The sequence below is a fragment of the Nocardioides alpinus genome, from assembly GCF_900112035.1.
GTDB classification, from domain to species: domain Bacteria; phylum Actinomycetota; class Actinomycetes; order Propionibacteriales; family Nocardioidaceae; genus Nocardioides; species Nocardioides alpinus.
The window spans coordinates 254125-278278 of the sequence record NZ_FOKC01000005.1 but is presented as its reverse complement, the minus strand read 5'-3'; the positions used below and the strand labels follow the sequence as shown (position 1 = coordinate 278278).

At 70.3% G+C, this 24154-nt stretch carries 17 protein-coding genes and 1 tRNA gene; 8 read left to right on the top strand and 10 right to left on the bottom strand.

The annotated features are described in order from the left end of the window. Nucleotides 1-19: 19 nt before the first annotated feature. A complete protein-coding gene (locus tag BM127_RS12750) occupies nt 20-376 on the bottom strand; it encodes a nuclear transport factor 2 family protein (protein ID WP_091199045.1) in 357 nt (118 codons plus the stop codon). Nucleotides 377-454: 78 nt separating this feature from the next. Between BM127_RS12750 and BM127_RS12745 the strand changes: the two genes are divergently transcribed. The 4 genes from BM127_RS12745 to BM127_RS12730 all read left to right on the top strand — a co-directional run bounded on the left by BM127_RS12745 (nt 455) and on the right by BM127_RS12730 (nt 6234). Further along, a complete protein-coding gene (locus tag BM127_RS12745; protein WP_091199210.1) occupies nt 455-1270 on the top strand; it encodes a MerR family transcriptional regulator in 816 nt (271 codons plus the stop codon). Nucleotides 1271-1372: 102 nt separating this feature from the next. Beyond that, nucleotides 1373-2842 (top strand): APC family permease, encoded by a 1470-nt coding sequence (locus BM127_RS12740; RefSeq protein WP_091199043.1) that lies wholly within the window; start codon nt 1373-1375, stop codon nt 2840-2842. Then, complete coding sequence (locus BM127_RS12735; RefSeq protein WP_091199208.1) at nt 2832-3179, top strand: MarR family transcriptional regulator; 348 nt, start codon at nt 2832-2834, stop codon at nt 3177-3179. Before BM127_RS12740 ends, BM127_RS12735 begins: the two co-directional genes overlap by 11 nt. 154 nt (nt 3180-3333) lie before the next feature. Then, the gene (locus BM127_RS12730) at nt 3334-6234 is read left to right on the top strand and encodes an amidase family protein (RefSeq protein ID WP_091199040.1); all 2901 of its coding nucleotides are present in this window, start codon (nt 3334-3336) and stop codon (nt 6232-6234) included. Nucleotides 6235-6303: 69 nt separating this feature from the next. On the opposite strand, the gene BM127_RS12725 is transcribed toward BM127_RS12730, so the two are convergent. Next, nucleotides 6304-7371, bottom strand: a complete 1068-nt coding sequence (locus BM127_RS12725) for a LacI family DNA-binding transcriptional regulator (RefSeq protein ID WP_231263421.1) — start codon at nt 7369-7371, stop codon at nt 6304-6306. A gap of 227 nt (nt 7372-7598) precedes the next feature. Between BM127_RS12725 and BM127_RS12720 the strand changes: the two genes are divergently transcribed. The 3 genes from BM127_RS12720 to BM127_RS12710 all read left to right on the top strand — a co-directional run bounded on the left by BM127_RS12720 (nt 7599) and on the right by BM127_RS12710 (nt 12697). Beyond that, nucleotides 7599-10337 (top strand): alpha-L-rhamnosidase C-terminal domain-containing protein, encoded by a 2739-nt coding sequence (locus BM127_RS12720; protein ID WP_175507393.1) that lies wholly within the window; start codon nt 7599-7601, stop codon nt 10335-10337. 117 nt (nt 10338-10454) lie between these two features. Next, nucleotides 10455-11477 carry a LacI family DNA-binding transcriptional regulator gene (locus BM127_RS12715; RefSeq protein ID WP_091199206.1) on the top strand — a complete coding sequence of 341 codons (1023 nt, stop codon included), beginning with the start codon at nt 10455-10457 and terminating at the stop codon, nt 11475-11477. Next, nucleotides 11474-12697, top strand: a complete 1224-nt coding sequence (locus BM127_RS12710) for an MFS transporter (protein ID WP_091199037.1) — start codon at nt 11474-11476, stop codon at nt 12695-12697. The genes BM127_RS12715 and BM127_RS12710 overlap by 4 nt, the downstream gene beginning before the upstream one ends. A gap of 110 nt (nt 12698-12807) precedes the next feature. Here the strand turns inward: BM127_RS12710 and BM127_RS12705 are convergent. Beyond that, a tRNA-Thr gene (locus BM127_RS12705) sits at nt 12808-12880 on the bottom strand. Nucleotides 12881-13012: 132 nt separating this feature from the next. Here BM127_RS12705 and BM127_RS12700 point away from each other — a divergent pair. Next, nucleotides 13013-13456 carry an OsmC family peroxiredoxin gene (locus BM127_RS12700; protein ID WP_091199036.1) on the top strand — a complete coding sequence of 148 codons (444 nt, stop codon included), beginning with the start codon at nt 13013-13015 and terminating at the stop codon, nt 13454-13456. Between the two features lie 196 nt (nt 13457-13652). On the opposite strand, the gene BM127_RS12695 is transcribed toward BM127_RS12700, so the two are convergent. The 7 genes from BM127_RS12695 to BM127_RS12665 all read right to left on the bottom strand — a co-directional run bounded on the left by BM127_RS12695 (nt 13653) and on the right by BM127_RS12665 (nt 24056). After that, complete coding sequence (locus BM127_RS12695; RefSeq protein WP_091199035.1) at nt 13653-15209, bottom strand: alpha/beta hydrolase; 1557 nt, start codon at nt 15207-15209, stop codon at nt 13653-13655. Further along, nucleotides 15206-16363, bottom strand: a complete 1158-nt coding sequence (locus tag BM127_RS12690) for a DNA polymerase III subunit delta' (RefSeq protein ID WP_091199034.1) — start codon at nt 16361-16363, stop codon at nt 15206-15208. The genes BM127_RS12695 and BM127_RS12690 overlap by 4 nt, the downstream gene beginning before the upstream one ends. Next, the gene (tmk, locus tag BM127_RS12685; RefSeq protein WP_231263422.1) at nt 16360-16998 is read right to left on the bottom strand and encodes a dTMP kinase; all 639 of its coding nucleotides are present in this window, start codon (nt 16996-16998) and stop codon (nt 16360-16362) included. The genes BM127_RS12690 and tmk overlap by 4 nt, the downstream gene beginning before the upstream one ends. 148 nt (nt 16999-17146) lie before the next feature. Continuing rightward, nucleotides 17147-17842 carry a hypothetical protein gene (locus tag BM127_RS12680; protein WP_091199032.1) on the bottom strand — a complete coding sequence of 232 codons (696 nt, stop codon included), beginning with the start codon at nt 17840-17842 and terminating at the stop codon, nt 17147-17149. A gap of 54 nt (nt 17843-17896) precedes the next feature. Beyond that, the gene (gene topA, locus BM127_RS12675) at nt 17897-20638 is read right to left on the bottom strand and encodes a type I DNA topoisomerase (RefSeq protein ID WP_091199031.1); all 2742 of its coding nucleotides are present in this window, start codon (nt 20636-20638) and stop codon (nt 17897-17899) included. A 167-nt stretch (nt 20639-20805) separates the two neighbouring features. After that, entirely contained in the window at nt 20806-21840 is a 1035-nt protein-coding gene (locus BM127_RS12670) for a sugar phosphate isomerase/epimerase family protein (RefSeq protein ID WP_091199030.1), read from the bottom strand. Nucleotides 21841-21929: 89 nt separating this feature from the next. After that, nucleotides 21930-24056, bottom strand: a complete 2127-nt coding sequence (locus BM127_RS12665) for a PQQ-dependent sugar dehydrogenase (protein ID WP_198554376.1) — start codon at nt 24054-24056, stop codon at nt 21930-21932. Nucleotides 24057-24154 lie beyond the last annotated feature (98 nt).

Genomic DNA, 24154 nt, shown 5'->3' with positions numbered 1-24154 from the left:
CAGCTGCTCGGCCGACGTCTCACCGGATGGTCAGCGCGCTGATCAGGTCGTCCGTGAGGGTGAACCGGTAGGTCAGGTCGGCGACGTTGCCGGGGAAGTCGCCCTCGATGCGGTTGACGGCCACCCACTGGGTGTCGTCACGCCGGGCAGCGACGAGCTCGGTGGTGTAGGTGAACTCGCTGCCGGCGTGGCGCAGGAAGTCGAGGACCTGCTCGGTGCCGCGGAAAGTCTCGTCCTGGTCCACGACGACGGCGTCACGAGTGAACGTACGCACGGCCGCGTCGGGCTCCCTGGCTGCGTGGGCTGCGAGGAACGCGCGGATGGTGGCGGGCAGGTCGTCGGCGCGGATGTCGCGGAAGGCGGTGTGAGTGGTCATGCCACGAGCCTCGCTCCTCCCCGCACCGGAGGGTCAAGCACTGGACCCTCCCCCGGGGAGAGAGTGCAGACTGCGCAGGTGCAGACCGGCCTGAGCATCGGCGACTTCGCCCGACTGACCCACCTGAGCGTGCGGACGCTGCGGCGCTACCACGAGGCAGGCCTGCTGGTCCCGGCCGAGGTAGACGGGTCGACCGGTTACCGCTACTACGCCGCGGACCAGATCCCCACCGCCCAGGTCATCCACCGGTTGCGGGACCTCGACGTCCCGCGGGCCACCGTCCGACGCATCCTCGACACGGCGGACACCACGACCCGGTCGGAGCTCGTCGCCGCGCACCTCCAGCACCTCGAGTCCGAGCTGGACCGGACCCGCGCTGCCGTGCGCTCGCTGCGGCGGCTGCTGGCGCCGGAGCCCGCCCCGGTGCACGTGGAGGTGCGCTCCGTTCCACGCGTGAGCGTCGCCGCCGTCGAGGACGACGTCGCGCTCGACGACGTCCTGAGCTGGTACGCCGGCGCGATGGCCGAGCTCGACGCGACCCTCACTGACACCGGAGGGACGCCGGGAGGCGTGTACGACAACGCGCTCTTCGAGGTCGGCCGCGGACACGTGCTGGTGCACCTGCCCAGCGATGACCCTCCGACCAGGGGCCGGGTGCACCCGGTGGAGCTGCCGGCGGTCGAGCTGGCGGTCGCGACCCATGTAGGCGACCACGACGACATCGACGTCACCTACGGGGAGGTCGGCGCGTGGGTCGTGGCCAACGCGCTCAGCGTGGCCGGACCGGTCCGGGAGACCTACCTCGTGGGACCTCGCGACACCGCTGACGTGTCGCAGTGGCGTACGGAGATCGGGTGGCCGGTGTTCGCGGTGGCGGGGTCGGCCAGGACGTAGAAGACTCGGTGGGCCTGCTGCGCGACGTTGGGCTCCGTGGAGTTGACGTGGGAAGCCATCGGTCGACATCCCCCTGAAACGATCCGTTCCTACGCTCGCTGCGTGTCAGCATCCGACGGCCCCCGGCCATCTCTCCGGTTCCGTGACCGCTCGGTCTTCGACGGAGTCGCCCGCCAGGAGGTCGGGTCCGTCGACCTCGCCGCGCACTCGGTCGCAGTCCTGGTCCCGTCACTGACGGCACTCGGGACGGGACTGGCGTTCCCGGCAATGATCGGCCCGGGCTTCTGGCTGAGCACCCTCCTCGGCTTCGGAGTGGTGTTCCTCCTGGCGTCGACGTTCGGGGAGTTCTCCACACGTTTCCGATCGGCCGGAACGCTCTACACGTTTGTCGCCAAGGGACTGGGCCCGGCACCCGCACTCGTGGTCGCTGGCTGCCTGGTCGTGGGCTACGCCGCGATGATCGGCTTCGGACTCACTGACGCGGCCGGGCGGGCAGACGCCGCGCTCGACGCGTCCGGGCTGGGCGGGGCCGGCCCCTGGCGGATCGGAGCACTGTTCCTGGTGGGCGTGATCATGTGCCTCTACGCCATGACGCGAGGCATCCACTGGTCCACGCGCGCCGCGCTCGTCGCCGAGGCGGCCAGCTTCGTCATCCTCGGTGCGGTCCTCGTCGTCTGGACGCTTCGGTACGGCCTGCCGTCGACAGGGGCGTTCTCGCTGCAGGGCGCATCGCCGGGGCGGATCCTGCTGGGTGCAGCGACGATCGTGACGCTGACATTGGCGTTCGAGAGTTCCGCGTCGCTCGGGCTCGAGACACGGAGACCGTTCCGGGAGGTCCCGCTCGCGCTGAAGTCGAGCCTGGCGCTGGCTGCGGTCCTCTTCGTGATCGCCAACGTCGTCGCGACGGCGCGGCCTGCGGATGCGCCGTCGATCTGGACATGGCGATGGCTGTCTCCCGGCGCCGACCGGTCAGTGAGCGACGCGCTGGTGTTGGTGGTGCTCGCGTGGTCCCTGGTCGCTCTCGCCATGTGCGTGTGGTCGGCACTCGCGCGGTTGCTGTTCTCGATGTCGCGCGAGGGGATCCTGCCCGCAGCACTCGGACGGGTCGACACTCGTGGGATCCCGGTGGTCGCGACCCTCGCCGTGCTGCCGCTGGTGGTGACTCCGCCGGTGTTCGCGATGCTGGCCGGTGTCGGACTCGACGGCTTCTCGTGGCAGCTCAAGCTCTCCGCGAGCGTCGTCCTCTGTGTCGCGTACGCGTCTGCCGCAGCATCGCTCCCGCTGTTCCTGCGATCGATCGACGAGGTCACCCACGGACCCGTGCTCGCCGCCGTCATCGGTGGCATCGGCGCCGCCGCGGTGGCTGCCAACGAGCTCGTGCGCGAGCTTCGCGACGGCAACCCGCTGGGCCTCGCGCTGCTGGCGGTCGCTTTCGCGGTCGGCCTGGGCATGTGGGTCCAGACCGGACGAGGCTCGACGCCGGCGGACCGCTACGTCGGGATGCACGACGAGGCGTTGGCCGGAGCAGTCATCCTGGCACCCGCCACACCGGGTGACGGCCATGTCGACTGAGTCCCACGAGTTCCTCGCGCGCCAGCCAGCGGCCGTCGACAGTGCCTTCGCAGTCCTCGAAGCGGTGGCCCGGCTGGGCCCCGGAGTCACTGCTCGGCAGCTCACAGAAGCCTTGCCGATGTCACGCGCCAGCGTCTACCGGATCATCAAGCACCTCGTCGGCAACGAGTACCTAGTCCGGACCCCCGACCTGCGTGGCTTCGTCATCGGCGAGCGGGTCCGGGCACTGTCCTGGCCGACTGCGGTCGACCCGCTGGTGAGCAGCGCCAGGGACAGCTCCGGCTCCGGCTCCGGCTCCGGCTCCGGCTCCGGCTCCGGCCCCGGCCCCGGCCAGTAGCCGATCCACGACCACGACCCGTCGGACACGCTGTCTCGTTTGGACCCACGAGGTCTTCACGCAGGGGGAACCACCACGTGATCCGCCGTCGATCTACTGGTCGCGGCGGCCCGCCCGGGCCTCCCCCACCCCTGTATGAGGATCCGAGGATTTCATGAGAGACAACACGGAGAACGGCTCGCGGCAGCGCCACGCGCGCCGTTTCATCCCGCCGGCCATGGTGGCCGGGCTCGCACTGTCGACGCTCGTCGCCGTGCCTGCGGACGCCCTGAACACGGTCGCCGTAGCCAGAGGTGACAATTGGCAGGTCCAGGACGCCGCGATCCCTGGGATCGACACCGGCAGCATCACGCGCACCAACGCGCTGGCGCTCCAGGGCTATGGCGGCCTCCGGGTCGAGGTCGACGGTGGTACGAGCCGCCTCAACGGCATCCTGCTGCGCGGCTTCGGGATGACGTACGACGGGCGCGACACGTTCTCGACCACGCAGGGCGTGAAGCTCGACGGCGTCGTCGTCCAGCGCGAGCTGAAGATCGACAAGGCCGACAACTACGGCCGGTTCCTCGACTCGTTCACCAACACACTGCACGTGCCGGTCACCGTGGACGTGGCCTTCGGTGGCCAGCTGGGCTACAACACCGGCGCCAACCAGACCGCGATCGCGGGCACCTCCTCCGGGGACGCGGCCATCACGGGCGCCGACAGCTGGGCATCCTGGTACTCCCCGTCCGCCGGAGCCGGGTCGGCAAGCAACAACGGGCCGTCGGCGACCGTGGCCGGCGAGCCCGGCACTCCGGGCGCGACGACCCGCATGGGCAACTTCCTCCGCGACCCCTTCGCCAACGACATGGCCACTGCCGGCGACGAAGCCAACCACCCGGCGTTCATGACCGAGCTGACCATCCAGCCGGGCCGTACGGCATCACTGCTGCGCTACGTCGTGGCCGGTCGATCCGAGGTCCGCGCCCTGGCCGGCAACCCCGTGCCGGCGGCGGGATCAGAGGTCGACTTCGTCGAGGACACCGCGACGGCACTCGCCGCCACACCCGACCTGGGCGACCTGCGCACCAGCGAGATCTGCTCGGTCGTGAACTTCACGCCCCTCCTGCTCGGCACCACCGACCCCGCCACCTGTGCGGCGGCGGCCACCGAGCCGATCCAGAACGACGTCATCGGCGCCGTGCAGGCCGAGACTGTCAAGACGACCTCGACCTACGACCCGATCGGGAAGTCGTTCACGGACCAGCTGGCCGCCCTGGACGCGGGTACGACGAACTCGCAGCAGATCGTCCGTGCCTACCTGGACCGGATCGCTGCCTATGACCGTGGCCCGTTCGGCCTGAAGTCCGTGCTGTCCGTGGCGCCCGACGCCATGCAGCAGGCCCGTGCTGCCGACGCTGCCCGCAAGGCCGGCAACACCCGTCCCCTCCTGGGTGTGCCGATCCTGGTGAAGGACATCATCGACACCAAGGACATGCCGACCACTGGTGGCTCGCTCCTCTTCGACGGCTGGACGCCGTCCGACGACTCCTTCCAGGTGAAGCAGCTCCGGGCAGCCGGCGCGATCATCCTGGGCAAGGCCAACCTCTCGCGGTTCGCCCAGAGCGGTCACTTCAGCCAGAGCCACTTCGGTCAGGTGTGGAACGCCTTCGACCCCTCGAAGAGCACCATCGGCTCCAGCGGCGGTTCCGGCGCATCCATCGCTGCCAGCTTCGGTGCAGCGGCGATGGGCACCCAGACCGGCGACTCCCTGTGGGGCCCGTCGTGGGCCGGCAGCCTCTACTCGCTGCGAGGCACGGACGGCATGCAGTCCAGCGCCGGCACGATGCCACTGACGATCATCCAGGACTACGTCGGGTTCATGACGCAGTCGGTCGAGGACCTCGCCGCGCTGCTCGAGGTGGCCGCCATCGACAACCCCGACGACGTCCTCGACGACGTGGCCAACGGCAACCGGCCCGAGGGCTGGACGGAGTACTTCACTCCCACCGCCCTGCAGGGCAAGGTCATCGGCATCCCCGCCGGCGCCTTCACCGACCCGTTCGGCACCACGGGGACGAGCGACGCCCTCCGGGCACAGTTCGCGACGTTCGAAGCGGCCGGCGCGACCATCACGGACATCCCCGCCGCCCCGGCCGCACCCACGCGCCCGAACTTCGGCAGCACGGGCCGCGAAGGCTGGATCCAGTGGTTCGAGGCACACCCCGATGCCCCCGTCGACATCCAGCAGGTGTCCCCCGGCACTGCTGAGATGACCGACCAGCAGCAGCGGGACTTCGAGGCCTGGCGCGCGTCGTACCGCGACGTGCTCGAGACGTGGATGGACGACAACGGCGTCGACGCCGTGCTCTATCCCGAGGGACTGAGCGACATCCACCTCAACGACTCGACCGGCAACAGCTTCGGGCGCCTCGACCCGCAGTCGTCCGCCTCGGGTGTGCCCACGGCGATCTTCCCCGCAGGCATGAACGCCAACGGCACGCCGATCGGGTTCCAGCTGCAGGGCAAGGCCTTCCAGGACGCGGAGCTCCTGGGATTCGTCTACGCCTTCAAGACCGTGCGCGAGGGACGGGTCCTCCCGTCCGTGCTGCCGGCCCTGGAGTACGACGCCGACGCCATCCCCCACCCGGTCGAGCCGTTGGAACCGATCGTCCCGACGGTTCCGACACCCACCCCCACCCCCACCCCCACCCCCACCCCGACACCGACGCCGACCCCGACCCCGGAGTCGGTCCGACGTCCGACCGTGATGTCGGATACGGCCACGGCACGGATCAGGGAGAAGCGCCCGGCCACGGCGGTCCTGCGCCTCGGCTGCGCGAGCTCGGGTGAGGCCTGCACCAGCACCGTCCAGGTGAAGATCCGCGGCAAGGTCGTCGACACCACGACGGTCCGGGTCCGGGCGGGCGCCCAGAAGCAGGTCGCCGTCACGCTGCCGAAGCAGGCCAAGCGCAAGCTCCTGCGCGGCAAGAAGGTGGTCCTCGCGATCACCTTCACCGGCACCGGGGGAACTCAGTCAGTCACGAGGTCGGTCAAGGTCACCGTCCGACGCTGACCCGTGCAAGGAGGCGGCGCCGCACCTCGGGGTGTGGTGCCGCCTTTCGTACGCGCCACGGCCGTCACATCACGATTTCGTCGAGCGACGCACCACGAGATCCGGGACGAACTCCACCTGCTCGTGCTGGTGCTGGTCTTCCTCGGCCTCGAGCAGCAGCATGCGCGCCGCCGTACGGCCCATCTCCAGGCGCGGCTGACGCACCGACGTCAACGGCACCGCTGCCGCGGCGGCGAAGTCGATGTCGTCGTAGCCGACGATCGCGAGGTCCTCCGGCACCCGGAGCCCTGACAGGTTCGCCTGCTGCAACAGTCCGAGTGCGACCAGGTCATTGGCACAGAAGGCAGCCGTGGGTCGGCCGTCGCGCGGCAGTCCCGCCAGGCGCTCCCCCGCTGACCGTCCGTCTGCGACCCCGAGGTCCGACGTCCGGATGACGCGGAGATCACCAGCTCGGAGTCCGGCTTCTTGCCACGCCAGCCGCGCGCCGACGAGGCGGTCGCGCACCTGCCCCAGGGAGTCCGGACCGCCCACGTACGCCACGCGACGATGGCCCAGGGCCACGAGGTGACCGACAGCGAGTCGACCGCCGCGCACGTCGTCCACCGAGACGGAGCAGAACCGCCCGCTGGTGGGTGTGCGATCGACGATCACGAGTGGGGTGCCGCGCCCCGCGAGCTCCGCCAGCCACGGGGAGTCCGAGTCCGTCGGAGTCACCAGCACGCCCTGGACGCGTTGCTCCTCGAGCCGCCTCAGCAGCGCCCGCTCCCTCGCGGCGGTGTTGCGGCTGTTGCACAGGAACAAGGACAGGCCCCGCTCCTCGGCGACGTGGTCGGCGCCATTGGCGACGTCGGTGAAGAAGGGATTGGCGGCATCCAGCATCACGTAGCCGAGTGTCCGGCTGAGCCCGCCGCGGAGCTGTCGAGCTGACTCGTTGCGCACGAAACCGAGATCGACCATGGCCTGTTCCACCCTGCGCCGACTGACCTCATGGACCAGCTGCGGACGGTTCAGCACGTTGGAGACGGTGCCCGCCGACACGCCCGCGCGCCGGGCCACGTCCTTGACCGACGCCTGGCCGTGAATCACGCGGCGTAACGCCTCCGTCATGGTCCGCCTCCTCGACGCAAGGCCGTTCACGGCGCCCGCACTTGAACGATACATAAGAGTCATTCCTCCCGAGCCCGCCGCATCTCCGTCGACCTCGTCCGAACTCCCTCCAGGGCAAATGTCATCGCCTCACGCTCATTTACAACGTTTCAATTCAGCCCTAATGTGAACGGCGTCACACCACCGGCCCGGACCCCAGGGCCGACTCCGGGGCACGTCATGCGGAGTTAGTGGAACGGTTCAACGATGGGATGGACATGCACGCACACTCACGGGCCCGCCACGGCGGACGCCTGATCGCACTTGCCACGACGGCGGCCCTGGCCGTCGGAGGGGCCCTCGTCACCAGCGGCACGTCGCTGGTGCCCACAGCCGACGCCGCCACCCCCGCCGCTCCCGAGGCGAGCTGGGAGAAGTACGTCCTCGGCCCTGACTCTCCGCAGGTCTACCCGGTCGCGGTCACCGAGACGCGAGGAGACGTCAGCCGGGCCGCGGCCCTGGTCGAGCGGAACGGCGGTGTCACGCTGACCACCCGCCCCGGGGAGACCCCCGCCTCGGTCCTGGTCGACTTCGGCCAAGAGATGAGCGGTCCCTTGTTCGCCGACCTCGTCCGCACGACGGCACCCGCGAGCGGCGGCGCCAACCCCACCCTCCAGGTGGCGACCGGCGAGGCCCGGTCGTTCATCCGTCGTCCGCTTGCCACCACCATCACCGCTGACACTCCGACCGGAGCGACCACCATCCCGGTCGCCTCGACCAACAACATCGAGGTGAATAGCACGATCGTCATCGGATCCGGCGACAGCGGGCAGAGCCGCAAGGTCGTGGCCTTTGCCCCGACTGCGGGCACCGGCAACGGCGCGGGCACCATCACGCTCGACGCCGCGCTGACTGCACCTGTCTTCCGCTCCGCCCCGGCCCAACCCGGTCCGCCCCCGGTGCCGGCAGTGCCTGCGACCCCGGTGACCAGCTCTGCCGAGGGACCCTCGTCCGACGAGAACCCCGGCCAGGCACTGGTCGGCGGCAACGACCTGCTGACGCCGACCGGACCGGGCCGACTGGACACCGGGGTGCACCCCGGGTTCCGCTTCGCCCTCCTCACGCTCACCACGCCCGGCACGATGACCATCCGTGACCTCGGCGTCGACTTCCAGGCCTACCGAGCGACCGCCAAGGACTACAAGGGCTGGTTCGAGTCGAGCGACGACGAGCTCAACCGGCTCTGGTACGCCGGCGCCTACACGCTGCAGACCAACCTCAAGCTGCCGGGCCTGCGTGGACTCCCTGACGGGCGCATCTACGACGGCGCCAAGCGCGACGGCAGCATCTGGACCGGCGACCTGATCATTCAGGGCCCCACCGCGATCAACACGCTGGGCGACGTCGGCGAGCAGTACGTGAAGTGGTCACTGGAGGAGCTGCTGCGCGAGCAGCGGGCCGACGGGCACATTCCCGGATCGCCCGACTTCAACAAGGGCCGACTCAACACCAACCCCACCAGCGGCCCCAACGCCCCGTACGCCGTGGGGCAGGGTGCACCTCTCTACTACTCGGTGAACTACTCCGGCTACGGCGCACGGTCGATCATCGACTACTACCGCTACTCCGGTGATGACGACTACGCCCGACAGACGCTGGCGCAGGTCGAGAAGGCGGTGGCCTACAACCAGGCCTTCCTGGACACCGACCGCAACCTCATCGCGCCGCGCAACCCGTCCAACCCGTCGGACCCCAACTACACCCGCGGCGACCGCGACTACTTCCAGTCCTACCAGCCCGGCTACTACACGAAGTACTCGATCGACTACTACATCCTGCTCCGGGAGATGGCCTGGTACGAGCGCCAAGTCGGCACCGCTGCCAAGGCCGCGGAGTACGACGCCACGGCTGACAGGATCAAGCAGGCCGTGACCTCCACCCTGTGGAACCAGAAGGGCGGCTTCTTCAGCCTCAGCGACCTCAAGCCCGACGTCATCGCCGGTGACGTCAACGGCCTCGCCCTGCAGTACGGCTTCGTGCCGAAGGGCCAGGAGCCGCGCGTCCTCGAGGCACTCAAGGTCAACTGGAACCCCTACGGCGCCACGATGGGCGAGGGCCTGATCGACCCGACGGGCCACACCATCGAGCCCTTCGGCATCGGCATGGAGACCGGGGGCCGCCTGGCCGTCAACGACACCGCGGGTGCCTTCGACCTGATGCGCCGCACGTGGGGCACCATGATCGACCCCGCCAACCCGCTCTACACCGGCGCTTTCTGGGAGTTCAAGAACTCGACCGGCGGCGTCAACCGCACCACGGCGAGCCTGGCGCATGGCTGGGCGGCTTCGCCCACGGTCCAGCTCACCGAGTCGGTCCTCGGTGTCCGTCCGGTCGGCCCCGGCTACTCCACTTGGACGATCAAGCCGCACCCCGGCGACCTCGCCTTCAGCCGGGGCGTGGTCCCGACCGAGACGGGGACGATCGACACGTCGTGGACCTCGGACAAGGCAGCCGGAACCTTTGAGATGAAGGTGACCTCCCCGGCCAGCACGTCCGGCACCGTCGCCGTCCCAGCGAACGCCGACTCCGTCGTGCGGGTCAACGGCCAGCGGGTGTGGGTGGCGGGCAAGTCCCGTGCCCGCAACGCGACGTCGGCCGACGGCTACGTGACGTTCGACGCCGCGGGCGGGGCACTGGACATCTCCGTCTCGCCCCAGAAGAAGAAGGCCGCGACCAAGGTCACGGTGAAGGTGAAGCCCGGCAAGGTCCTTGCCTCGCAGCGCGCGTCGCTGAGGATCAAGGTCCGTTCGACCGGCGAGCCGAGCGGCAAGGTCAAGGTCCGCGTCGACGGCCGCCTCGTCAAGCGCCTGGAGCTCGACGACTCGGGTCGTGCGACAGGCCGCCTGCCGCGGTTGAAGAGCGGCAAGCACAAGGTGGTAGTCATCTACTCGGGTGACTCCGCCACGACCGGGAGCCGCGGCAAGGCGACCGTCAAGGTCGTGCGCCGCACCAGGTAGTCATGCCCGGACGGCGGCGGGGGCACGTGCCCTCGCCGCCGTCTGCGTGCCCGGGTCCTCGCCCCGCCCAACGAACCCCACTCGCAGAGGAGGCTCCGACCGTACGATGTGCTCGCCATGTCAGACGCCCGCGGTCCCATCACCATCCGCGACGTCGCCGCGCTCGCCGGGGTCTCCATCACGACGGTGTCCAACTTCTTCAACCATCCCCAACGCATGACCGCGGCCACACGCGCCCGCGTCGAGTCCGCCGTGCTCACTCTCAACTTCTCGCCCAGCGACGCAGCCCGCAGCCTGCGGAGCGGGCGCAGCACCGTCGTCGGCTACATCTCGTTCGAGCTCGCCAGCGCCCGGACCCCCGCGATCACCACGGCCATGAGCGAGCGCTTCGCGACCGCCGGGATGCACCTCCTGTCCGCGATCGACGGTGGCGACCCCACCCGCGAACGGGCCTACCTCGACCTCTTCGAGAGACAGCGAGTCGCCGGGCTGGTCATCACGCCCGTGACCGACCTCGAACCCGACCTGGCCCGGCTGCGCCGCGCCGGACTCCCGAGCGTGCTCAGCGCGCAGCGCGCCACCAGCACCGAGCAGCCCTCAGTGTCGGTCGACCACCGGCGCGGCGGCCGACTGGCCGCCGAGCACCTCCTGGCGACCGGCCGCAGGCGCCTCGCCTTCGTGACGGACACCCTGGAGCTCCACCAGATCGCCGACCGCTTCCAGGGCGCCATGGCCGCGGTCGCCGAGCACCCGGGCGCGACGCTCGAGGTCGTCTCCGCGCCTTCACGCTCGGTAGCGGGCGGTGAGGACGTGGCGGCACAGCTGCTCGACCGCACCCCGGCGACCCGTCCGGACGGTGTCTTCTGCGTCAACGACCTCGTGGCGCTCGGGCTGTGCTCCGGCCTCCGCCACGCGGTCAGCATTCCCGACGAGCTCGCAGTTGTGGGCTACGACGACATCGAGTTCGCCCGCCTCGGCGTCGTGCCGCTCACGACCATCAGCACGCCCCAGGAGGACATGGGCGTCGCGGTGGCCGAGCTCCTGCTGAGCGAGATCGTGCCCGACGCGACCACCCCGGCGACCGGCGTACGGCAGGTGGAGCTCGAGCCGCGACTCGTCGTGCGCGCGTCGTCGCGATGACACTCCGGATCGGACCGGGAAGCCCGGCCGGTCGCGTGGTGCTGGTGGCGGGATCGGCGTCGCTGCTCGACAGCGCGGCCATCATCTCGGTCGGTTCCGCCCTCCCCCTCTGGAGGACCGCCTTCGACCTGGGCGACCTCGGGGCCGGGGTCATCAGCTCGAGCATGACGATCGCGATCGCGCTCGGCGCTCTGGTGGGCGGCCACCTGGCGGACCGGCTCGGCCGTCGTCGGGTCTTCGCCGCGACGCTCGGGCTCTACGCCGTGGGCGCCTTGGTGGTCGCGTGGGCCACCGGCTGGGCCTCACTCGCCGTCGGGGCAACGGTCCTCGGACTCGGGTCGGGGGCGGACCTGCCCGCGTCGATCGCTTTGGTCGCCGACCGGGCTCCTGCCGCCCTGCGCGGGCGGATGGTCGCCACCACCCACGTCATGTGGACGATCGGCATCGTGATGGCGAGCGCAGCCGCGTTCGCCGTGTCCCCGTGGGGCCTGCCGGGCATGCGGGCGGTGTTCGCGGTTCTGGCAGTGACAGCACTCATGACCCTCCTGGCGCGCCACCGGGCCCTGCCCGACGTGAACCCGAACCACGGTGGCGACCACCCATCGACGACCGCATCATCAGGCGTATCGCCGGACGGAGGGCGGGCGGGCGGAGTGCGAGTGCTCGCCAGCATCGCTCTCTTCTACGTTCTCTACACGCTCGTCGCCAACACCTACGGAAGCTTCCGCACCTACCTCCTGGTCACGGTGGGCGGTGTCGGTCAGTCCACGGCCACCGCCATCTCGTTCGGCGTGACCTTGGTCGGTCTGGTCGGCACCATCGTGTTCAGCGCCATTGCCGACTCCCCGTGGCGTCGGCGGGCCTACCTGCCTGCCGGCATCGCGCTCGTGGCGTCCCAGGTCGCCCTCGCGCTGACCGTCGGCCAGTCGCTGGTGGCGACGGTCGCGTCCCTGCTCGTGTACGCCCTTGCCTACCCCTATGTGGGCGAGGGGCTCTACAAGGTGTGGGCCCAGGAGTCCACCGACCCCAGCCGGCGCGCCACCTTCCAGGGCTCGACCATCGCGGCTGCGCGCGGAGGGGCCGCGCTTTTCGCGCTCGTGACCCCTTCGCTGTTGAGCCGCGACCCTGCGCTGCTCTTCTGGTTGCTCGCCGGGTGCGCGGCGGCGGCCGTCCTCACGGGTCACACCGTCGTCAGAGCCGGTCGCGGACACTCGTCCTGAGTGCTGTCCGGAGCGACACGGCAATCCAGCGATGGGCGACTCGGCGCGCGATCGATCGACGCCGCAACGCAGAAGACTCCCCCAGGGTCTCGGGTCCCCGGGGGAGTCAGAGCCGCCTGTCAGAATCGAACTGACGACCTAGTCATTACGAGTGACTCGCTCTACCGACTGAGCTAAGGCGGCGTGGCCTGCCGAGCGTGCTCGATGGACCGCGGGCAACTATACGGAGAGCGCAGCCTCGGACCGAAATCCGGGGGGTGGGTGGCACCGGATACGTTCGAAAGCGCACGCAACCACCACACCTCAGGAGACACGATGCCCACTCGCTCCGCACGCACTGCCTGGAACGGCGGACTCCAGGACGGCTCCGGCCAGGTCGAGCTCTCCAGCTCCAAGGCCGGCACCTTCGACGTCTCGTTCCCCAAGCGCGCAGCCGAGGAGGCCGGCGGCACCACCAGCCCGGAGGAGCTCGTCGCTGCTGCCCACTCGTCCTGCTACGCCATGCAGCTCTCGGCCCTCATCGCCGAGGCCGGCGGCACCCCGCAGGCCCTCGAGATCACCGCCGACGTCTCGCTCGGCGAGGACAAGAAGGCCGGCGGCTTCAAGCTGACCGGCATCACGCTCACCGTCCGCGGCGAGGTCGAGGGGCTCGACGAGGCCGGCTTCAAGGACGCGGCCGAGAAGGCCAAGGCCGGCTGCCCCATCAGCAAGGCGCTCACCGGGGTCGAGATCACCCTCGACGCCGCGCTCGAGAGCTGAGCACCCGCACCGCACCACGCCCGAGGCTCGCTCCGCCCGCAGGTCATCCTGCGGCGGGGCGGGTCTCGCGTCATGTCCGGAGCTGCCATCGCCCGCCTCCGGTGGACTCCGCACCCTGGCGGGGCCTGCGGTCGTGAGGCCTCGGTTTCGACACGCTCGCTTCGCTCGCTGCTCAACCAGCGGCGGGGGTTGGCCCTCAGCAGCGGGTCGGGTTGTCCGGGACCGTTCCCTCGATGAGGTAGTCCTCGACGATCGCGTCGATGCAGGCGTTGTCGGAGTTGTACGCCGTGTGGCCGTCGCCGTCGCGCTCGATCAGCACGCCCGACTCGAGCTGGGCCGCCAGCGCCTCGGCCCACTTCATCGGCGTCGCCGGGTCGCGGGTCGTCCCCAGCACGAGGATGGGGGCAGCACCCTCGCCCCGGATGTCGAGCGGCTCCTCGGTGGAGGTCACCTCGACACCGCGGCAGGTGGTCATCGCCCAGGCGAAGATCCGGCCGAAGGTCGGTGACGCCTCCTCGAAGTCCGAGAAGAGCGTCGGCACCTTGGCGAACGGGACCGACGTCGGGTCGTCGAGGCAGTTGATCGAGTAGTTGGCCTCGGTCGAGTTGTCGGCGTAGGAGCCGTCGGGGTTGCGCGAGGCGTACGCGTCGGCGAGCTGCATCAGCGCGGAGCCCTTGCCCTCGAGCGCGGAGGCGAGCGCCGTGCTCAGCAGGAACCAGTAGTCCCGGTTGTAGAGCGGCGTGACGATCCCGTAGAACGCATTGCCCACCGTCAGCTCGCGGTCCCCGGCCGGCAGCGGCTCCTCCTCGATCTCGGCCAGCAGGTCGGTGATCGTGGTGAGCCCCTCCTCGACCGTGTCGCCGAGGAAGCAGTTGTCGGTGGAGTCGAGGCAGTTCTGCACGTAGGCGCGCAGCGCGGTCTCGAAGCCCGCCGCCTGGTCGATCGCCATGGTGGTCGAGTCGAGCGCGACGTCGACGGCGCCGTCGAGGACGAGGCGGCCGACCTTGTCGGGGAACAGCTCGGCGTAGGTCGCGCCCAGCTTGGTGCCGTACGACGCACCGAGGTAGGTGAGCTTCTCCTCACCGAGCGCGGACCGCAGCACGTCCATGTCGCGCGCGGCCTCGATCGTGGTGACGTGGCCGAGGACCGCGCTCGAGTTGGCCACGCACTTGGCGCCGTAGGACAGCACCATCTCCCGGTAGGACGCCACCTCGCCGAGGTCGTCGGGCGTCGGGTCGCCGCTCAGGTACGCGTCGAGCTCGGAGTCGCTGAGGCAGTCCACCGGGTCGGACCGGCCGGTGCCACGCGGGTCGAAGCCGACCAGGTCGAAGGCCTGCAGCAGCGGCTCGCGGAAGACCGCGCCCGCCGCAGCGGCGTACGACGTGCCGGGCGCGCCGGGGCCGCCGGGGTTCACCACGAGCGAGCCGACACGGGCGCCGGACGCGGGCACCCGCAGCAGGGCCAGCTCGAACGTCTCGCCCGTCGGGTCGGCGTAGTCGACCGGGACGGTGAGGGTGCCGCAGTCGTTGTCGGCGTTGCTGTCGCAGGGCGCCCAGTCGATGCGTTGGGAGTAGAGGTCGGCCAGCACAGGCTCGGGCGCCTCGGTCACGGTGGGCGGCGGCGGGGTCGTCGGCGACGGCGTCGGCCGGGCGGTGCTGGGCGAGTCCGAGGAGCCCTGCAGCGCGAGGCCGACGGCGAGGAAGGCCGACAGCGCCAGGGCGAACACCGCGACGAGCGCGAGGACCTTCTTCACTGACGACCTCCGGGCAGTCGCAGCGCGACCGACATCGACTCGAGAGCCAGCTGAGGGGGCACGTTGAACTCCAGCATCTGTTCGCGGGCGGTGAAGATGGCGTCGATCATCCGCAGCAGCTCCTCGGGCGAGGCGGCGCGCGCGAGGGACTGCACGTCGCCTCGGAGCTCCTCGTTGACGAGCATCCCGGGGGCTCCGACCGACAGCGCGATGGCGTCGCGGTAGACCGAGACGAGGTCCATCAGGGCGCGGTCGATGACGTCGAGCACGCGGCGCTTGGCCTTCTGCTTCTGGAGCTTCTCGAGCGAGGCGAGGGCTGCCCGGTAGGAGCGGCTGGCGAGGTCCTTGCGCTCGCTGCCGAAGATCGCCTGCAGCTCCTTGAGCTCGCGCTCCTCGGTCTCGGCCGTGATCGCCTCGGTCTCCTCCTTGGCGAGCTCGTTGAGGTTGGTGGCCGCCGTCATGCAGCTGCCGATGCTCGTCAACCTCGCCGGCAGCGACACGATCTCGCGGCGCCGGTGCCGCGTTCCCTCGTCGACGCACAGGGCACGGGCGCGGCCGATGTGCCCCTGGCTGGCGCGCGCCGCGAAGGACGCCACGGTGGCGTCGATGCCCGACCGGACCAGGAAGTCGGTGATCTGCTCGCCGGTGGGCGTGGCCAGGGTGACCGAGCGCGAGCGCGAGACGATCGTCGGCAGCACGTCGGCGCGGGTCGGCGCGCACAGCAGCCACACCGTCTTGGGTGTCGGCTCCTCGATCGCCTTGAGCAGGGCGTTGCCGGTCCGGGGGTTCTCGGGCGTGCCCAGCCGGTCGGCGTCCTCGATGACCACGATCTGCCACCGGCCGACGGAGGGGAACTTCGAGGCCGACAGCACCAGGTCGCGCATGTCGTCGACGTAGAGGACGGACGTCTCGGACTTGACCCACTTGATGTCGGGGTGGGAGCCGCTGATGCCCAGGCGGCAGGCCTCGCAGTGACCGCACCCGGTGCGGCTCTCGCACTGGAGGGCCGCGGCGAAGGCCCGGGCCACGTTGGACCGACCGGACCCGGGCGGGCCGGTGAACAACCACGCGTGGGTCATCCCCTCACCGGCGGCGGCGTGGCGGAGCGTCTCGAGGACCGACTGCTGCCCGACCAGGTCGTCCCAGACGCTCATCGCTCCTCCAGCAGCGGCGCGACGCGCTCCCGGATGGCGTGCTCGATCTCGTCGATGGCCGCGCGCGCATCCAGCACGACGTAGTGGTCGGGGTCCGCGGCCGCGAGGTCGAGGAACCCCTGGCGCACCCGCTGGTGGAACTCCAGCGACTGACCCTCGATCCGGTCGCGCTCGTCGAAGCGGCCGAGGCCGGCCTCCGGCGCCAGGTCGAGCACGACGGTGAGGTGCGGACGCAGGTCGCCCGTCGCCCAGCGGGCGACGGCCTCCACCTCCGCGACGTCGAGGGTGCGCCCGGCGCCCTGGTAGGCCAGGGTCGAGTCGACGTAGCGGTCGGTGATGACGATCTCGCCACGGTCCAGTGCGGGCAGCACGACGTGGTCGACGTGCTCGGCCTTGTCGGCGGCGTAGAGCAGCGCCTCGGTGCGGTCGGAGAGCTCGCCGGTCGCCGGGTCGAGGACGATGCGCCGCAGCTCCTTGCCGACCGGGGTGTCGCCGGGCTCGAAGGTCAGCAGCACGGGCCGGCCCTGCTCGACCAGCCAGTCGCGCAGCAGCGTCGACTGGGTGGACTTGCCGGCCCCCTCGCCGCCCTCGAAGCAGACGAAGAGTCCGTGCTCTGAGAAGACTCCGGCGCTCACGTCGCACACCCTACGGGCGAGCGCCCACACTTCAGGCCCGACCGTCGTCGCCTCGTGGTCGTACGGACCCAACGCGACGTCGCGCGTGCGGCACCGCGTGCGGGAGGCGGCGTAGGAGCTGGTCGGTCCGTACGACGACGGCGCCGGGTCAGCCGGCGTTGGCGCCGCCGAAGAAGACCAGCGCGATCAGGAAGGCCCATCCGCCGGTGAGGCGTTGGCGGACGTCCTTCGGCCTCGCCAGGCTCAGCGGGCCGCCGAGGAGCAGGTAGCCCAGGCTGCCGAGCGGACCTGCCATGAGGACGAACCACCCCCACGCCCAGCGGGTCGCGCGCCACGGCTCGGGGCCGCCGATGACGAGGAGGCCCGTCCCGAGCCATGCCGCGAAGGCGAGGAGCGCCACCCAGCCGGGACCCCGATATCCGCGCCACTCCTGGAACCCGGTGGCCTCGGAGTAGGTGATGTCCGGCTCCGGCCCGAAGCCGCGCAGGTGGACCTCCAGGTCGCCGTTGACCTGGTCGCCGTCCCACTGATCGCTCGGGTTGCGGCGCGTGTCCACGGTGACCACGGCGTAGCGCGACAGCACGGACTCACGCCACTTCAAGGTGACCTGCTGCCGGCCGCGCCAGTCGGGGTCCTGCGGGAGTCCGACGACCTCGACCCGGGTCACCGACCCGTTGGCGAGCGACCCCGCAAGGCTGCTGAGGTCGGACTGCTTCTCGCCGACCAGCACGACGGCGACGGCCGTCACCAGCCACAGGAGGCCGAAGGTGAGACTGGTCAGCCGCCAGCGGCGCGTGCGCCACTCGTCGTACGACGCCTGCGGCTCCGTCGCTGCGATCGTCACGTCCCTGACCCCCGTTCCTCGCCGCAGCGTAGTCGGGAGCGGGGACGCGCGCCGCTAGGACTTCTTGGCCGCAGCCTTCTTCGTCGTCTTCTTCGCAGCAGTCTTCTTGGCGGCGGTCTTCTTGGCCGGTGACTTCTTGGCGGCCGTCTTCTTCGCGGGAGCCTTCTTCGCGCCCTTCTTGGCCGCCTTCTTCGCGGGGCCGCGCTCACGCCGCTCGGCGAGCAGCTCGGCGGCGCGCTCGAGGGTGATCGCCTCGACCGAGTCGTCCTTGCGGAGCGTGGCGTTGTACTCGCCGTCGGTGACGTACTCGCCGAAGCGGCCCGCCTTCACCACTACCGGCTGGCCGGAGACGGGGTCGTTGCCGAGCTCCTTCAGCGGCGGGGTCGCCGCACCGCGACCGCGCGCCTTGGGTTGGGCGTAGATCGCCTTGGCCTGGTCGAGCGTGATGTCGAAGATCTGGTCCTCGCTGGTGAGCGAGCGCGAGTCGGTGCCCTTCTTGAGGTAGGGCCCGTAGCGACCGTTCTGCGCGGTGATCTCGGTGCCGTCCTCGTCGGTGCCCACGACGCGGGGCAGGTCGAGCAGCTTGACCGCCTCCTCGAGCGAGACGGTGTCGAGGGTCATCGACTTGAAGAGCGAGCCGGTGCGCGGCTTGGCGCTCTTGGGCGCGTCCTCGGGCAGGAGCTCGGTGACGTAGGGGCCGAAGCGACCGTTCTTGGCGACGATCTGCAGGCCGGTGTCGGGGTGGTTGCCCACGACCTGCTCCTCGCCGGCCGGGTTGGCCAGCAGCTCCCGGGCCAGGGCGACGGTCAGCTCGTCGGGCGGCAGGTCGTCGGGGACGTTGGCCCGCACCGGGGCGCCAGCCTCTCCATCGGGGCCTTCCTCGGACGGCGGACCCTCGACGTACGGGCCGTAGCGGCCGACGCGGAGGTTGATCTGGTCCTCCGGCGTGCCGATCGGGAAGGTCGCCATCTCCTTGGCGTCGATGTCGCCGAGGTCGGTGACCAGCGTCTTGAGGCCGACGACGTCGCCGGCGCCGTAGTAGAACTCGCCGAGCTCGGTGGCGCGGTCCTTGCGCCCGCCGGCGATCTCGTCGAGCACGTCCTCCATCGAGGCGGTGAACTCGTAGGACACCTGGCGCGGGAAGTGCTCCTCCAGCAGCCGGACCACCGAGAACGCCAGCCACGCCGGGACGAGCGCGGTGCCCTTCTTGTAGACGTAGCCGCGGTTGAGGATGGTGCCGATGATCGAGGCGTACGTCGACGGGCGGCCGATCTCGCGGTCCTCGAGCTCCTTGATGAGCGTCGCCTCGGTGTAGCGCGAGGGCGGCTTGGTCTCGTGGCCCTCGGGGCTCAGCGTCGCGGCCGAGACCGCGGCGCCCTGCGTGAGGTTGGGCAGGCGGGCCTCGGCGTCGTCCTTGCGCTTGGACGCGTCGTCGATGTCCTCGACGTAGGCCTTGAGGAAGCCGTGGAAGGTGATCGTGCGGCCGCTCGAGCTGAAGACCGCGTCGCGCCCGTCGGCGGCGGCGCCACCGATGCGGATCGTGACCGAGTTGCCGACGGCGTCCTTCATCTGGGAGGCGACGGTGCGCATCCAGATCAGCTCGTAGAGGCGGAACTGCTCGCCTGACAGCCCCGTCTGGGCGGGCGTGCGGAACGACTCGCCGGCGGGACGGATCGCCTCGTGCGCCTCCTGGGCGTTCTTGACCTTGGAGGCGTACGTCCGCGGCGCGTCGGGCAGGTACTCGGCGCCGTACAGCTCGCGGACCTGGTCACGCGCTGCACCGACCGCGCCGCCCGAGAGCGTCGTGGAGTCGGTGCGCATGTAGGTGATGAAGCCGTTCTCGTAGAGCCGCTGCGCGACCGACATCGTCACGCTCGCGCTCATGCCGAGCTTGCGGCTGGCCTCCTGCTGCAGCGTGGTGGTGCGGAAGGGGGCGTACGGCGAGCGGCGGTAGGGCTTGGACTCGACCGAGCGGACGTCGTACGTCGTGTCGCTGAGGCCCGAGGCCAGCGACTCGGCGTCGGCGCGCGAGAGGTGGACGCGCTCGCCCTTGCCCTTGGGGACGCCGGTGTTGTCGAAGTCGGAGCCGCGGGCGACGCGGACGGCGTCGACGCTGTAGAGCTTGGCGGGGAACATCCGCGGGTCGTGGCCGGTGCCGGCGTCGAAGGTGGCGTCGATGTCCCAGTAGGAGGCGACGCGGAACTTCATCCGCTCCCGCTCCTTGTCGACCACCAGCCGGGTGGCGACGGACTGGACGCGGCCGGCGGAGAGGCCGGACATGACCTTCTTCCACAGCACCGGGGAGACCTCGTAGCCGTAGAGGCGGTCGAGGATGCGGCGCGCCTCCTGGGCCTCGACGAGGTCGTCATTGATCTCGCGGGGGTTCTCGACGGCGGCGAGGATCGCGGCCTTGGTGATCTCGTGGAACACCATCCGGTGGACCGGCAGGCCCTTCGGGGGCTTGAGCTCGTCGAGGAGGTGCCACGCGATGGCCTCGCCCTCGCGGTCCTCATCGGTGGCGAGGTAGAGCGCGTCGGCTTCCTTGACCAGCTTCTTCAGCTTGGCGATGTGGCTCTTCTTGTCGCGCGGCACGACGTAGTAGGGCTCGAAGCCGTTGTCGACGTCGACCGCCAGGCGGCCCCAAGGCTTGTCCTTGATCTTGGCCGGCGTGTCCGCGGCGTTGTTGGGCAGGTCGCGGATGTGACCGATCGAGGACTCGACGACGTAGTCCTTGCCCAGGTAGCCGCCGATGGTGCGGGCCTTGGCCGGTGACTCGACGATGACGAGCTTTGCCACTTCAGATTGCTCCCTCTATGTGCTGCCCCGTGTTGCTCAGCGCCGCAACCGTAGCGCCACATCCCGAGATCATCACCCCTCACCGTCCACGGGGACTCCCCGCGAACGCGGCTCGGGCCCCACGCCGTGACGACGTGGGACCCGAGCGCGTCAGGCTGCCGGACGGGTCAGAAGTCGAGACCCTCCAGGTAGCGGAACCCCGTGTTGGCGGTCGCAGCCGGCTTGAAGTCCGGGGTGTCGTTCTCGACGATGTACTCCTCGACCTGGTGCTTGTCGAAGATGGCCGGGAAGTCGATGACGCCGAGACCGAGGTCGGCCATGTCGCCGGGGGTCTGCCCGTAGAGCACTGCGGCGTCGGCGCCGTGGCGGTCCTTCACGTGGTACTGGCGGACCGCCTGCGGCGCCGTACGGATCACCTCGTTGGCGAAGGCCAGAGGGTCGACCGCCCCGGTGTTGACCCCGGCCGTGTAGGCCCAGTAGAGGTCGACCTCGAGGTGCACGAGCTGGGGATCGAGCTCGCTGGTGAGCACGTCCCACGGCGTCGTGCCGTCGGGGAACTTGATCGTGAACTCGTGGGCGTGGTTGTGGTAGCCGTAGCGCAGCCCACGCTGGCGTGCGACCCGTGCCTCGGTGTTCATCTGCTCGGCCCACATCTGCCAGTCGCTCTTGTTGGGCGAGTTGAGGTAGGGGACGTTGATGTACTTCTGGCGGAAGGTCTGCGCGTCGTCGAGCTTCTTGTTGAGCGCCACCGGGTCGAGGACGGGGCCGTTGGGCGTGGTGGTGCTGATCCCGTCGTGGCTCGAGGACGCCCAGATCCCCCGCGCGTCGAACTCCGCCTTGAGCTTGGCCGCCGTGTCCAGACCAGTGGCCGCCGGGTAGAGCCCGGCCCGCTCCACGCGCTGGTAGCCGAACGTGGCGAGCTGGTCGAGCTGCTGCTTGATGGAGACGTCGGAGGTCATCGCCGCACGCAGCGTGTAGAGCTGGATGCTGATGAGGTCGGTCGGCACCTCCCTCTGGCGTCCGTGGCCGTGGCCGTGACCGGGGCCCTTGCCGGGCTTCGCGGCGAACGCCGGTGACCCGGCGGTGAGCATGGTGGCTCCCGCGGCTCCGGCCACGGCGCCTCGCATCAGGCCGCGCCGGCTGGCGCCCTTCCTCTCGAGCGACTCGCGCAGGGCAGCGTCGCCGTCATATCCGAAACACATGGGTGCCTTCTTCCTGGTTTTCTCGGGGGTAACTCGGGATGGCGAGGTGTCGAGGCGGACCCGGGGCGACCGGGCCCGCCTCGAACGGGTCAGCCGGCCGGCTCGAGGACGACCTCGTCGGACGCGCTGAGCGGAGGCTCGGAGCCGGCGTCGGTGTACTCCGCGACGAAGACGGCGGCCAGGTCGTCGATCGCGGGGTCGTGGCCCTCGGGCACCGAAGTGGTGAGCGAGCCGGTGCAGCCGCTGGCCGTGGACTGCGGGTGGCCGTGGGTGTCGTGTCCCAGCACGTAGGTCACGGTGACCCGGCTGCAGTCGACCGGCTCGTCGTCGGTGACGGTGACCTCGTACGTCACGGTGTCGCCGAAGCTGAAGGGCTGACCGTCCACCGGGGTGACGAACTCGACGACCGGCGCCTGGTTGCCGACGACGATGTCGACGTCGGCCGAGGCGCGGCGCCCACCCTGGTCGGTCACGGTCAACGTGGCCCGGTAGCTGCCGTCCTCGGTGTAGGTGTAGGACCCGTCGGCCCTGCGGCTGTCCACCCTGCCGTCGCCGTCGAAGTCCCATGCGTAGCGGAGCCGGGTGTCGCCGTCCGGGTCGGTGGTGCCGTCACTGGTGAACACCACCGTCAGTGGGGCCTGGCCGGCCGTCGGCTCCGCCTCGATCGCGGGGACCGGGCTGCGGTTCCCGTCCGCGCCCACGAAGTCGATCCGGGAGAGCTGGGCATCGGGGTTCTCGGCGAAGTAGCCGTCGCCGTACTCCAGCACGTAGAGCGCGCCGTCGGGGCCGAACTCCATGTCCATCGGGTTGTCGGTGACGATGTCCGCCACCACGTCCTCGATCGCCGCGACCTCGCCGTCGTCGACGTGGAAACCCTTGATGTAGTCACGGGTCCACTCGTAGAACAGCGGGGTGTCGTCGTAGCGCTCGGGCCAGGCGACCGGGTTGCGGCCGCGGGTGGCCTTGCGGTCGTACTGGTAGGCCGGGCCGGCCATCGGGCCGATCCCGCCGGTCTCGAGCTCGGGGAACTCCTGCGACAGGCCGTAGGAGTACCAGACCTCCGGCTGCTCGACGGCCGGTAGCTCGCGCAGGCCGGTGTTGTGGATCGAGTCGTTGACGGGTGCATCGCAGTCGAACTTCGGGCCGCTCGTGCGGGCGGCGAAGTCGAAGTCGTTGTACGGCAGCTCCGCGGTGGCGCAGTAGGGCCAGCCGTAGTTGGACGGCTCCGTCACGACCGCCCACTTGCCGTGCCCGGCCGGGCCGCGGTCCGGGTTGGCGGTGCGGGCGTCGGGCGAGTAGTCGGCGACCCACAGGTCGTCGGTGTCGGGGTCGATCTCGATGCGGAACGGGTTGCGCCAGCCCATCGAGTAGATCTCCGGACGGGTCTTCGGCGTGCCAGGGGCGAACAGGTTGCCCTCCGGGACCGTGTAGCCGCCGCCGGCCTTGGGCGTGATCCGCAGGATCTTGCCGCGCAGGTCGTTGGTGTTGGCGGAGGTGCGCTGGGCGTCGAACGCCGGGTTGCGGTCGGGGCGCTCGTCGAGCGGCACGAAGCCGTCGGACTGGAACGGGTTGGTGTCGTCACCGGTCGACAGGATCAGGTTGCCTGCGGAGTCGAAGACGATGTCACCGCCGACGTGGCAGCAGATGCCACGGTCGACGGGCACGTCGAGCACCTTCTGCTCCGACCCGACGTCCACCTGGCCGCCGGTGAACCGGAACCGCGACACCGTCAGGTGACCCTTGTACGGCGCGAAGTCGGCCGCGGTGCCGGTCTCCGGGGCGTCGCCCTCGTTGATCGATGCGGTCGCCGGGTCGTCTGCCGGGGTGTCGAGCGGGGGTGAGTAGTAGAGGTAGATCCACGTGTTCCGCTTGCCGTCGTAGCCCGGATCCAGGGCGATGCTCTGCAGTCCCTCCTCGTCGTGCAGGTAGACCGGGATCCGCCCCGCGACGCTGTTGACGCCGGTCTCGGCGTCGTTGTGCCAGATGACGCCGGCGCGGGTGGTGTGCAGGACATCGCCGTCGGGCAGCACCGCGAGGTCGATGGCCTCGCCCGGACGGTCGTTGAGGGTGACCTTCTGGAAGGCGCCGGCTGGCGGGGGCGGGGGCGTGTCGCCATGGCCCTCGTGGGCGGTGGCGGTCGTGGTCGCGGCGAGCATGGGCAGGCAGAGGGCGGCGCCGACGGCGACCGTGAGCCCTGTGCGTGAGGGGTGGGGCATGGGGTTTCTCCTGTTCCCGAGATGACGAGGAGCCCCCGCAACGTATGCATGTGATGCGAATCACGTCAACAGTCATTCGACTTTTGTCTGAATTTCGT